The sequence below is a fragment of the Rheinheimera marina genome (assembly GCF_042654345.1).
GTDB classification, from domain to species: domain Bacteria; phylum Pseudomonadota; class Gammaproteobacteria; order Enterobacterales; family Alteromonadaceae; genus Pararheinheimera; species Pararheinheimera marina.
Genome location: NZ_JBHSGB010000015.1, coordinates 88,835 through 101,057 on the forward strand (window position 1 = coordinate 88,835; position 12,223 = coordinate 101,057).

9 protein-coding genes are annotated in these 12,223 nt (G+C 50.3%); 8 read left to right on the top strand and 1 reads right to left on the bottom strand.

Features of this window, described 5'->3' with window-relative positions; all coding sequences use genetic code 11:
* The first annotated feature begins 245 nt into the window (after positions 1 to 245).
* The 8 genes from sdhC to sucD all read left to right on the top strand — a co-directional run bounded on the left by sdhC (position 246) and on the right by sucD (position 9,904).
* Positions 246 to 623 carry a succinate dehydrogenase, cytochrome b556 subunit gene (gene sdhC, locus ACFO3I_RS15920; protein WP_337880576.1) on the top strand — a complete coding sequence of 126 codons (378 nt, stop codon included), beginning with the start codon at positions 246 to 248 and terminating at the stop codon, positions 621 to 623.
* Positions 614 to 961 (top strand): succinate dehydrogenase, hydrophobic membrane anchor protein, encoded by a 348-nt coding sequence (gene sdhD, locus ACFO3I_RS15925; protein ID WP_377335640.1) that lies wholly within the window; start codon positions 614 to 616, stop codon positions 959 to 961. The genes sdhC and sdhD overlap by 10 nt, the downstream gene beginning before the upstream one ends.
* Positions 962 to 2,734 (top strand): succinate dehydrogenase flavoprotein subunit, encoded by a 1,773-nt coding sequence (gene sdhA / locus ACFO3I_RS15930; protein ID WP_377335642.1) that lies wholly within the window; start codon positions 962 to 964, stop codon positions 2,732 to 2,734.
* A 12-nt stretch (positions 2,735 to 2,746) separates the two neighbouring features.
* Positions 2,747 to 3,466, top strand: a complete 720-nt coding sequence (locus ACFO3I_RS15935; RefSeq protein ID WP_377335644.1) for a succinate dehydrogenase iron-sulfur subunit — start codon at positions 2,747 to 2,749, stop codon at positions 3,464 to 3,466.
* Positions 3,467 to 3,569: 103 nt separating this feature from the next.
* Positions 3,570 to 6,377, top strand: coding sequence for a 2-oxoglutarate dehydrogenase E1 component (locus ACFO3I_RS15940; RefSeq protein WP_377335646.1), 2,808 nt, complete (start codon positions 3,570 to 3,572; stop codon positions 6,375 to 6,377).
* A 138-nt stretch (positions 6,378 to 6,515) separates the two neighbouring features.
* Positions 6,516 to 7,709 (top strand): 2-oxoglutarate dehydrogenase complex dihydrolipoyllysine-residue succinyltransferase, encoded by a 1,194-nt coding sequence (odhB, locus tag ACFO3I_RS15945; protein WP_377335648.1) that lies wholly within the window; start codon positions 6,516 to 6,518, stop codon positions 7,707 to 7,709.
* 145 nt (positions 7,710 to 7,854) lie between these two features.
* Positions 7,855 to 9,021, top strand: a complete 1,167-nt coding sequence (gene sucC / locus ACFO3I_RS15950; RefSeq protein WP_377335650.1) for an ADP-forming succinate--CoA ligase subunit beta — start codon at positions 7,855 to 7,857, stop codon at positions 9,019 to 9,021.
* Between the two features lie 10 nt (positions 9,022 to 9,031).
* Positions 9,032 to 9,904, top strand: coding sequence for a succinate--CoA ligase subunit alpha (gene sucD, locus ACFO3I_RS15955; protein ID WP_377335651.1), 873 nt, complete (start codon positions 9,032 to 9,034; stop codon positions 9,902 to 9,904).
* Between the two features lie 88 nt (positions 9,905 to 9,992).
* Here sucD and ACFO3I_RS15960 read toward each other — a convergent pair whose 3' ends face one another.
* Complete coding sequence (locus tag ACFO3I_RS15960; RefSeq protein WP_377335652.1) at positions 9,993 to 10,964, bottom strand: integron integrase; 972 nt, start codon at positions 10,962 to 10,964, stop codon at positions 9,993 to 9,995.
* Positions 10,965 to 12,223: the final 1,259 nt, after the last annotated feature.

Sequence of the window (12,223 nt, forward strand, 5' to 3'; positions counted from 1 at the left end):
AGTAAAAAAAGATCAATGTCGCTTTTGTAGGAAGAATTTAAGATTTGGATTCAAATGTAAATTGTAATCCGAATTAGCGAAATATATACTGTCGCGGGTTTTAAAACCTGTTCAGTGCTTGATAGATAAGACCCTGGCTGAACCTCTCAAAGCGAAAGCCTGTATATCCATTGGGCGTTGACTGAGTAATCAGCAACAAATAATGACAACAAAGCTCGTAAAAGGGCGTCGATGGGCAAGAAACTGTGAAAAAGCAAAGACCTGTAAATCTAGACCTTACAACTATCTCTTTTCCTGCGTCTGCCAGTGCCTCCATTCTTCACCGTGTAACGGGCGTTGCCATGTTCTTTGCACTGGTGTTTGTAATTTGGGCCTGGGCAGTGTCTCTGTCTTCTCCGGAAGGTTTTGAGACGGTCAAATCTGTAATGCAATCCTTTATTGCCAAGTTCATTGCTTGGGGCACTATCACAGTGCTGACCTATCACATCTTAGGTGGTTTGCGTCACCTGGTGATGGACATGGGCCACTGGGAAGAGCTGGAGTCTGGTAACACCAGCGCCAAAGTAACGATCGCATTGTGGATTGTGTTAGCAGTAGTAGCAGGAGTGTGGTTATGGTTCTGAATCAAGCCAGTTTAAAGCGTGACGGTGTTCAGGATTATGTCTCGCTGCGTGCAACAGCCATCATTCTGGTGCTGTACACCTTGTTTATCCTGGGTTATTTCATCTGTACACCAGAAGTAACCTTTGACAGCTGGAAAGGGCTGTTCTCCAACGTATTAGTTAAAGCCTTTACTTTATTAGCCTTAGTTTGTATCGCAGTTCATACCAAAATTGGCTTGTGGCAGGTGCTGACTGACTATGTCAAGAGCGCCCGTCTGCGCGCTGTACTGCAGTTCCTGCTGTACACGCTGGCTTTTGGCTATGTGGCTGTGGGTATTTTTGTATTGTGGGGTGTTTAAGTGGCTATTCCAGTACGCGAATTTGATGCCGTGGTGATCGGCGCAGGTGGCGCAGGTATGCGCGCCGCATTGCAAATCACTCAATCAGGCCTGACTTGTGCCTTATTATCTAAAGTCTTCCCAACCCGTTCTCACACGGTGTCTGCCCAAGGTGGTATTACAGTTGCTTTAGGTAACTCGCACCCGGATAACTGGGAATGGCACATGTTTGATACCGTGAAAGGTTCTGACTACATCGGTGACCAGGACGCGATTGAATACATGTGTAAAACTGGCCCTGAAGCCATTACTGAACTGGAAAACATGGGTTTACCTTTCTCTCGTTTTGAGAACGGCCGTGTGTATCAGCGTCCATTTGGTGGTCAGTCTAAGAACTTCGGTGGCGAACAGGCTGCCCGTACAGCAGCTGCAGCGGACCGTACCGGCCACGCCTTATTGCACTTGCTGTACCAACAAAACGTAAAGAACAAAACTCAGGTGTTTTCTGAGTGGTACGCACTGGACCTGGTTAAAAACCAGGATGGCGCTGTGGTTGGTTGTACCGCTATCGACATCGAATCCGGTGAAATCGTTTACTTCAAATCCCGTGCAGTGGTTCTGGCCACTGGTGGTGCGGGCCGTATCTTTGCTTCAACGACCAACGCGCACATCAACACTGGTGACGGCGTCGGTATGGCACTGCGTGCAGGCGTGCCAATGCAGGATATGGAAATGTGGCAGTTCCACCCAACAGGTATTGCCGGTGCCGGCGTACTGGTGACAGAAGGCTGTCGCGGTGAAGGTGGTTACCTGCTGAACAAAGACGGTGAACGTTTCATGGAACGTTATGCGCCAAATGCCAAAGACCTTGCCGGTCGTGACGTGGTGGCCCGTTCTATGATGACAGAAATCCGTGAAGGCCGCGGCTGTGATGGTCCATGGGGCCCACACATCAAGCTGAAGCTGGATCACCTGGGTGAAGAAGTGCTGGAAAGCCGTCTGCCAGGGATCTGTGAACTGTCTCGTACCTTCGCGCACGTGGACCCAGTGAAAGAACCAATTCCAGTGATCCCAACCTGTCACTACATGATGGGTGGTGTACCGACTAACGTGCATGGTCAGGCGCTGCGTCCAACGGCTGATGGCCGTGAAGAAGTGATCCCAGGCTTATTCGCCTGTGGTGAAATTGCTTGTGTGTCTGTCCACGGTGCAAACCGTCTGGGTGGTAACTCGTTACTTGACCTGGTTGTATTCGGTCGTGCTACAGGTTTACACCTGGGTGAAGCACTGGCGGCAACCTCTGAATACCGTGCTGCTTCTGAATCTGATCTGGAAGCTTCGCTGGCCCGTACTCAACGTTGGGAAGACAGCAAGCCAGGCCAGGGTGAAGACCCGGCACAAATCAAGAAAGACTTACAGCAATGTATGCAACTGAACTTCTCGGTATTCCGTGAAGGTGCGGCTATGGCTGAAGGCTTAGAACAGTTAAAAGTGATCCGTGAACGTCTGAAGTATGCCCGTCTGGACGACAAGAGCGCCGAGTTCAACACTCAGCGTATCGAATGTCTGGAACTGGACAACCTGATGGAAACCGCATTCTCTACTGCAGTTGCTGCCAACTACAGAACAGAGAGTCGTGGTGCTCACGCGCGCTTTGACTTCCCGGATCGTGACGATGAAAACTGGTTATGCCACAGCGTTTACTCTCCGGACACTGAGTCTATGTTTAAGCGGAAAGTGAATATGGAAACTAAATTCCGTCCGGCTTTCCCTCCTAAAGCCCGTACTTACTAAGAGGGATACAGAATGAACAAGTTAGTATTCTCTATCTACCGTTACAACCCGGACGTCGATACAGCGCCTCGGATGCAGGACTATGTCCTGGACAACCCGGAAGGCCGCGACATGATGGTGTTGGACGCACTGTTGAAATTAAAAGAGCAAGACCCAACCTTATCTTTCCGTCGCAGCTGCCGTGAAGGCGTCTGTGGTTCAGACGGTCTGAACATGAATGGTAAAAACGGTCTGGCCTGTATCACCCCATTGTCTGCTTTAGGCAAGGGCAAAGGTGGCAAGTTGGTGATCCGTCCGCTGCCAGGTTTACCTGTGGTGCGTGACTTAGTGGTCGACATGACCCAGTTCTACACACAGTACGAAAAAGTGAAGCCGTACCTGATCAACGACGGTCTGCCTCCTGCCGGTGAATACCTGCAGTCGCCAGAACAACGTGAAAAGTTAGATGGCCTGTACGAGTGTATTCTGTGTGCCTGTTGTTCAACCTCATGCCCGTCATTCTGGTGGAACCCGGACAAGTTTATCGGCCCTGCAGGTCTGTTACACGCCTACCGCTTCCTGGCGGACAGCCGTGATACAGCCACAGAGCAGCGCTTAAATGATCTGGATGACGCGTTCAGCGTGTTCCGTTGCCACGGCATCATGAACTGTGTGAACGTGTGTCCAAAAGGATTGAACCCGACCAAGGCCATTGGTCAAATCAAATCCATGTTATTAAACCGGGCGCTGTAAAGCGCCCTTCGTTAGTTCAAAGTCGAAAAAATAAGCCTTGGTGAAAATCATCAAGCAATAGCATTGCTAGTTTTTCCAGGTGCTTCGAATAAAGGGAAACCAAATGCACGAAGGTGTAATGAAGGCGTGGTTAGAGTCTTCTCACTTAGGCGGTGGCAACATGGCCTATGTGGACGAACTCTATGAATCCTACTTAGCCGACCCGGCTAGTGTTGACGAAGAATGGCGTCAGTTTTTTGCCAGCCTTCCGAAGATTGACGGTGTTGATCTTGAAACCCGCCACAGCGATGTCCGCGCTCAGTTTTTAGAGTTAGCCAAAAACAAACACCGTGAAGTCATTACGGTTGCCGGCGGCGGAGCCGATCAGCGTCAGGTCAAAGTCCTGCAGCTGATTAACGCTTACCGTTTCCGTGGTCATCAGCACGCCAATCTCGACCCTTTAAACCTGTGGAAACAACCACGGGTACGTGATTTGGAATTATCCCATCACGATCTCACTGAAGCCGACTTTGACAGTGAATTTAACGTAGGCTCCTTCGCCGGTGGTGAAACCAGCATGAAGCTGGGCGATCTGTACAAAGCCCTGGAGCGTACCTACTGCGGCACCATTGGTGCTGAGTACATGCACATTGTATCGACTGACGAAAAGCGCTGGATCCAGCAACGTCTGGAGTCTGTGCAGTCGCAGGCCAATTACAGCAAAGAACAGAAGCTGCAGATCCTGAAAAACCTGGTGGCAGCTGACGGCCTGGAGAAATACCTGGCCTCCAAGTTCCCTGGCGCCAAGCGCTTTGGTCTGGAAGGTGGTGACGCCTTAGTGCCAATGCTCAAAGCGATGATCCACCGTGCCGGTGAGCAGGGCGCCAAAGACTGTGTGATCGGTATGGCCCACCGTGGTCGTCTGAACACCCTGATCAACGTGCTGGGTAAAAACCCAAGCAAACTGTTCGACGAATTCGCCGGTAAATACGAAGTAGTAGGTGCCGGTGACGTGAAATACCATATGGGTTTCTCGTCAGATTTCGAAACCAAAGGCGGCAATGTGCATTTAGCACTGGCCTTTAACCCGTCTCACCTGGAAATCGTGAACCCAGTGGTGATGGGTTCTGTGCGTGCCCGTTTAGACCGCCGCGGTTGTGTTGACGGCTCAATGGCACTGCCAATTACCATTCACGGTGACTCTGCCTTTGCAGGCCAGGGCGTGGTCGCTGAGACCTTCAACATTTCTCAGACCCGCGCCTTCAAAGTGGGGGGGTCTATCCGTATCGTGGTGAACAACCAGGTAGGTTTCACCACGTCGAACCCGGAAGATACCCGTTCTACACCTTACTGTACTGACATCGCCAAGATGGTGCAGGCGCCAATTTTCCACGTCAACGGTGACGACCCTGAAGCTGTGGTCTTCGTGGCTCAGTTAGCTGTGGATTACCGCAACACCTTTAAACGTGACGTGGTGATTGACCTGGTGTGTTACCGTCGTAACGGTCACAACGAAGCGGACGAGCCAAATGCCACGCAGCCGCTGATGTACCAAAAAATCAAAAAACACCCGACGCCACGTGAACTGTATGCACAGAAACTGGCACTGGAAGGTGTGATTGCTGCAGACGACGTACAAAAGCTGATTGACGGCTACCGTGACGCGTTGGACAAAGGCGACTGTGTGGTAGACGAGTGGCGTCCAATGACCGAGTCTATGGCCGACTGGACACCCTACATCGGTAAAGATTGGGATGTGGCGTACGACGCTGCACTGCCAGTCGAAAAACTGGTGGATTTAGGCAACAAAGCCATTCAGTTCCCAGAGTCTCATACCCTGCAACGTCAGGTCGGCAAAGTGTACGAAGACCGCGCACTGATGCTCAAAGGCGAGAAGAAAATCGACTGGGGCTTTGCTGAAATTCTGGCATACGCCTCAATAGTTGGCGCTGGTAACCGTATCCGTATCGTCGGTCAGGATTCTGGTCGTGGTACGTTCTTCCACCGTCATGCCGTACTGCACAGCCAGGCTGACGCTTCTGTCTATACTCCGCTGGAGCACATCAGTGCTGACCAGGGCCCGTTCCAGGTGTATGACTCAGCGCTGTCTGAAGAAGCTGTTTTAGCATTCGAATACGGCTATGCCACAGCTGAACCTTCAGCTCTGGTCATTTGGGAAGGCCAGTTTGGCGACTTCGCCAACGGCGCTCAGGTGGTGATCGACCAATTCTTAAGCTCTGGCGAGCAGAAGTGGGGCCGTCTCTGCGGTTTAACCCTGTTACTGCCACATGGTTATGAAGGTCAGGGTCCGGAACACTCCTCAGCCCGTCTGGAGCGTTTCCTGCAATTATGTGCTGACCACAATATGCAAGTGGTGGTGCCGTCTACACCAGCTCAGGTGTTTGCGATGATCCGCCGTCAAATGGTGCGCCCACTGCGTCGCCCATTAATTGTGATGTCGCCTAAATCGTTACTGCGCCACCCATTAGCAACTTCCACGCTGGAAGAGCTGTCTAGCGGTGTGTTCCAGAACGTGATTGGTGAAATCGATACACTGAAGCCAAGCGATGTGAAACGCGTGGTGATGTGTAGCGGTAAAGTCTATTACGATCTGCTGGACGAGCGTCGTAAACGCAACATCACAGATATCGCCATTGTGCGTATCGAACAGCTGTATCCGTTCCCGGCTGCAGAAATGGCCGAAGCACTGAAAGATTATCAGCACGTGAAAGATTTCGTCTGGTGTCAGGAAGAACCGCAGAACCAGGGCGCCTGGTACTGCAGTCAGCACCACTTCTGGGCTTCAGTCCCGGCCGGTGCAAAACTGACATACGCTGGTCGCGAGGCGTCGTCGTCTCCGGCAGTAGGTTATCTGTCGGTTCACAACAAGCAACAACAGGCTTTAGTGAACGCAGCTCTGACTCTTGTGTAACTAAAAAGCGCGGTCTGTGGCCGCGCTTTGCTGTATCCCAGTCAGGGGCCGGTTTTCGGACCTCTGACTTTGGCTTTTAGCTGTCAGGAGAAACCTGGCAGATGAAACTGAACTCTGACCAATAGAATAGGTGACAAAGTGGAAATTAAAGTCCCGGTACTTCCAGAATCAGTTGCTGATGCAACAATCGCCACCTGGCATGTAAAAACAGGTGAAGCAGTAAGCCGTGACCAGGTGCTGGTCGATATCGAAACTGACAAAGTCGTGTTAGAAGTGGTTGCTCAGGCCGACGGCGTGATGGGCGAAATCGTGCACGAAGAAGGCGCAACCGTGCTGGCTGAACAAGTGATTGGTCACCTGAACGCCGGTGCAACAGCTGCTGCGCCAGCCGCCGCTGCTCCAGCTGCCGCTCCGGCTGCTGAATCTGCAGACAGCGATGACGTGTTAACGCCGTCTGTTCGCCGACTGATCGCAGAAAAAGGCTTAGACGCCAGCAAAATCAAAGGCTCAGGTAAAAATGGCCGCGTCACTAAAGAAGACGTGGAAAAATTCCTGGCCGGCGCACCAGCTGCCGCTGCTCCGGCCAAAGCCGCTCCAGCTGCTGCCGCAGTCGTTGCACCAGTCACTGGTGACCGTTCACAAAAACGTGTTCCTATGACGCGTCTGCGTAAGACCATTGCCAACCGTCTGCTGGAAGCGAAAAACAGCACAGCCATGCTGACGACCTTCAACGAAGTGAATATGAAACCAATCATGGACCTGCGTAAGCAGTACCAGGACGTGTTCGAGAAGAAACACGGCATCCGTTTAGGTTTCATGTCGTTCTATGTAAAAGCTGTGACTGAAGCGCTGAAACGCTTCCCAGAAGTGAATGCGGCTATTGATGGCGATGACATTGTTTACCACAACTACTTCGACGTCAGCATTGCAGTGTCTACACCTCGTGGCCTGGTTACCCCAGTACTGCGTGACTGTGACAAGCTGAACCTGGCTGAAATGGAAAAAGGTATCAAAGACTTAGCCATCAAAGGCCGTGACGGCAAGCTGGCAATGGACGACCTGACTGGCGGTAACTTCACCATCACCAACGGTGGTGTGTTTGGTTCTCTGATGTCAACGCCAATCATCAACCCACCACAATCCGCTATTCTGGGTATGCACAAAATCCAGGACCGCGTGATGGTCGTGGACGGCAAAATGGAAATTCTGCCAATGATGTACCTGGCTCTGTCATACGACCACCGTATCATCGATGGTAAAGAGTCTGTCGGCTTCCTGGTGACTGTAAAAGAGTTGCTGGAAGACCCAACCCGTATTCTGCTGGATATCTAATTTCAGCGAACAGGTAAAAAAATGCCGGTTTATTTGTACCCCCGGCATTTTTTATCGAACCGATCGGCACTATAATCTGCGCCGGTTTAAAGTCTGGCTGCATCCCCCGGTGCAGCCTTAATGTCAAAATGAACGGAAAATAGCCATGAATTTGCACGAGTATCAGGGGAAGCAACTGTTTGCCCAATATGGTTTGCCTGTATCGAAAGGCATCGCCGCTGCCACTGTGGAAGAAGCAGTTGCAGCAGCTGATCAGATCGGCGGCGACATGTTTGTTGTTAAAGCTCAGGTTCACGCTGGTGGTCGCGGTAAAGCGGGCGGTGTGAAACTGGTTAAGAGCAAAGACGAAATCCGCGCTTTCGCAGAAAAATGGCTGGGCCAAAACCTGGTAACTTACCAGACAGACGAAAAAGGTCAGCCGGTTAGCCGCATTCTGGTGGAAACCTGTACTGATATCGCGAAAGAACTGTACCTGGGTGCAGTAGTAGACCGCTCTTCACGTCGCATCGTGTTTATGGCATCTACTGAAGGTGGCGTGGAAATTGAAAAAGTTGCCCACGAAACTCCAGAGAAAATTTTAAAAGCTACGGTCGATCCACTGGTAGGCGCTCAGCCATTCCAGGGCCGTGAGCTGGCGTTCAAACTGGGCCTGGAAGGCAAGCAAGTGAACCAGTTCGTCAACATCTTCTTAGGCTTAGCCAAACTGTTCCAGGAAAAAGACCTGGCGCTGTTAGAAGTAAACCCACTGGTAATCACGCCAGAAGGCAACCTGCACTGTCTGGATGCCAAGCTGGTGATTGACGGCAACGCTCTGTACCGTCACCCAGAACTGAAAGCGATGCAGGATCCTTCACAGGAAGATCCACGTGAAGCACACGCTGCTTCATGGGAACTGAACTATGTCGCTTTAGGTGGCGACATCGGCTGTATGGTCAACGGTGCTGGCTTAGCTATGGGTACTATGGACATCGTGAAATTACACGGTGGCCAACCAGCTAACTTCCTGGACGTTGGCGGCGGCGCGACCAAAGAGCGCGTTGTTGAAGCATTCAAAATTATCCTGTCTGATGACGCTGTGAAAGCCGTATTCATCAACATCTTCGGCGGTATCGTGCGTTGTGACATGATCGCTGAAGGTGTAATCGGTGCAGTGAAAGAAGTTGGCGTTAAAGTTCCTGTAGTCGTTCGTCTGCAAGGTAACAACGCTGAACTGGGTGCTAAAGTGCTGGGTGAAAGCGGCCTGAACATCATCGCTGATACAGACCTGACTGGCGCTGCCAAGAAAGTCGTCGCTGCAGCTGCTGGCGTATAAGGGGTAAAGAATGAGCGTTTTAATTAACAAAGACACTAAAGTAATTTGCCAGGGTTTCACTGGTGCTCAGGGTACTTTCCACTCTGAACAAGCCATTGCTTACGGCACCAAAATGGTTGGTGGTGTAACTCCGGGCAAAGGCGGTCAGACTCACCTGGGCCTGCCAGTGTTCAACACAGTAAAAGAAGCCGTAGACGCCACTGGCGCTGAAGCTTCTGTGATCTACGTTCCAGCAGCTTTCTGTAAGGATTCAATCCTGGAAGCGGCCAACGGCGGTATCAAACTGATCGTTTGTATCACTGAAGGTATCCCAACGCTGGACATGCTGGATGCCAAAGTAAAATGTGACGAGTTAGGCGTACGTTTAATCGGCCCTAACTGCCCAGGCGTAATCACTCCGGGCGAATGTAAAATCGGTATCATGCCAGGCCACATCCACAAGCCAGGTAAAGTAGGTATCGTGTCACGTTCTGGTACTCTGACCTATGAAGCTGTGAAACAAACCACAGATTTCGGTTTCGGTCAGTCTACTTGCGTTGGTATCGGTGGTGACCCAATCCCAGGTTCTAACTTCATCGACATCCTGAAATTATTCCAGGAAGATCCACAAACTGAAGCCATCGTAATGATTGGTGAAATCGGTGGTTCTGCTGAAGAAGAAGCTGCTGCTTATATCAAAGCAAACGTAACTAAGCCTGTTGTGTCTTACATTGCCGGTGTAACTGCACCAGCTGGTAAGCGTATGGGCCACGCTGGCGCCATCATCTCTGGTGGTAAAGGTACTGCAGACGAGAAGTTCGCAGCCCTGGAAGACGCAGGCGTGAAAACAGTGAAGAGCCTGGCCGACATCGGTAAAGCTCTGAAAGAAATCACTGGCTGGTAAGTTGCCATTGAGCTAAGGCTCATCCGGTAAATTGCCATAAGGGCGGGGTTTAACCCGCCCTTATTTTTTGTTTAAGCATTAGAACTTGTTATTGATTCAGCAGTAATGACAACGGGCTTTTCACAGCATTGCCACCCCGGCTTAGTACATGGGTGTAAATTTGTGTGGTTTTTACATCGCTGTGGCCAAGCTGTTCTTGTACCGTGCGAATATCGGCCCCCGATTCTAAGAGATGGGTTGCGAAACTATGCCTGAGCGCATGGCAGGTGACATTCTTTTGGATCTTTGCCTGAAAGGCTGCTGCTTTAATGGCTCTGCGCACACAGGTTTCATCGATATGATGGCGGCGGATTTGTTTTGACTCTGGATCCTGACTCAATTGAGCTGAAGGAAACAAATAGTGCCAGCCTAGTTGGCGTGGTGCCGCAGGGTATTTCAGTGCCAGCGCATAAGGTAGCCAGACGCCGCTGTAAACCGGGTTGAGCAAGTCAGCATCAAACCAGCGTTCAGCCATGGCTATTTGCTGTTGCAGGGGCGGGATTAACTCAGCGGCTAAAGTGACACGCCGGTTTTTATTGCCTTTGCCTTGCCACACCATCACCGACAAATAATCGAAATCAATGTCCTTGACCCGCAGACGAACCGCTTCCATCAGCCGTAAGCCACTGCCATATAAAAGTTGAGCCACCAGCTTATATTTGGGGTCTATCCAGCGCAGTAAGGCTGCAACTTCAGCGCGCGTCAGTACCACCGGCAGCTTTGGTGGCGTGTTGGCAGTGTTAAAGTTCAGTTGTAACGACAATGGCTGCTGCAAAAACTCGCGGTACAAAAACACCAACGCGTTCAGCGCCGAACTTTGGGTTTTAAACGCAACATGCCGCTCCACCGCCAGCCAGGTTAAAAACTGCTCTACCTGCGCATTACCAAGCTCAGATGGGTGTTGTTTATTGTGATACAAAATAAAGAAGCGGATCCAATGCAGGTAAGTTTCAATGGTGCGTTTGGCATACCGCCGGGTGCGCATAAAGTCAGCTACTTGTTGCAAAAATTGTGATGCCATGGCAGTTCCCTCTGCAGAGCAAAATTTAACTATAGAATGTAAAAATAATGTTTCATATTTTCTAGGGTGGGCTACGCACTCTTTCGTATTTTGCAAAGCGTGTAATGCTGGTAAAGGCTTGAGAAAGATAGATTTTTTCGGTAGTGTGGAATGAATCTAAAAAAATCAACTTGCACCGGGCCAAGTTAAAAGCGTGGGCTGTGCATTTGATTAATATGTTCTGTCTCGCCGGATTAAGGGCTTTAGATCGGTGGGGCATAATGTCCAGATTTAGAGAACAAACTAATCTTGAAAAGTTTGTGTTTTTCTGCAACGCTCGAAGCGTTCGCGTCACCGCTGATGCGAGCATGCAGACGGATGGCGCGCACAAGCTTCGAGTAAAGCCACAAACCCCAGCACCGGCGAGGTTTTGCGTCGGGAATTGTTTTACTGCTTGAGTCATAAGGAGCCAAGGGAATGGTGGTCCACCGCAAACCAAAGACAGAACAAGACGCTGCAACGGACGCTAAACGCGCCGTTGAGCTATATCGTTCTGTCTCGCCGGATTAAGGGCTTTAGATCGGTGGGGCATAATGTCCAGATTTAGAGAACAAACTAATCTTGAAAAGTTTGTGTTTTTCTGCAACGCTCGAAGCGTTCGCGTCACCGCTGATGCGAGCATGCAGACGGATGGCGCGCACAAGCTTCGAGTAAAGCCACAAACCCCAGCACCGGCGAGGTTTTGCGTCGGGAATTGTTTTACTGCTTGAGTCATAAGGAGCCAAGGGAATGGTGGTCCACCGCAAACCAAAGACAGAACAAGACGCTGCAACGGACGCTAAACGCGCCGTTGAGCTATATCGTTAGTTGCTAAGGCAAGCTATCTCACTAGCTCACAGGGTTCTGAGAGTTCAAATATCTATATTCGGTGTTGGAAATTTATTAAATTTTATGAAAAGTATTAACTTATTATCTCTTTCTCAGGCTCATGAGTCATTAGCTCCTGATGAGTACAAGTCATTCAGAGAGCACTATGAAATAGATATTGATGATGCAGAGTTGGGTGATATAAAAGTATTGATAAGCGAGATGTTATCTCTGTTGTCATTTGTCAACATTTACAATGATTTTTATGTGGGCTATAAAATACAACATATAAGCAAAGAGTTTGACTTGCTCCGGTAATCATCCCATTTTTAATGGACGCTTGAAGTAGAAGCCTGTGTTATTAAATTGTCTTTGTACTTCGGTGGTATGCCACCCAAGGCTTTGTTTGGCCG

Coding starts and splice junctions, on each gene's coding strand:
- sdhD (WP_377335640.1), top strand. CDS start 614: ATGGTTCTGAATCAAGCCAGTTTAAAGCGTGACGGTGTTCAGGATTAT.
- ACFO3I_RS15935 (WP_377335644.1), top strand. CDS start 2,747: ATGAACAAGTTAGTATTCTCTATCTACCGTTACAACCCGGACGTCGAT.
- ACFO3I_RS15940 (WP_377335646.1), top strand. CDS start 3,570: ATGCACGAAGGTGTAATGAAGGCGTGGTTAGAGTCTTCTCACTTAGGC.
- sucC (WP_377335650.1), top strand. CDS start 7,855: ATGAATTTGCACGAGTATCAGGGGAAGCAACTGTTTGCCCAATATGGT.
- sucD (WP_377335651.1), top strand. CDS start 9,032: ATGAGCGTTTTAATTAACAAAGACACTAAAGTAATTTGCCAGGGTTTC.
- ACFO3I_RS15960 (WP_377335652.1), bottom strand. CDS start 10,964: ATGGCATCACAATTTTTGCAACAAGTAGCTGACTTTATGCGCACCCGG.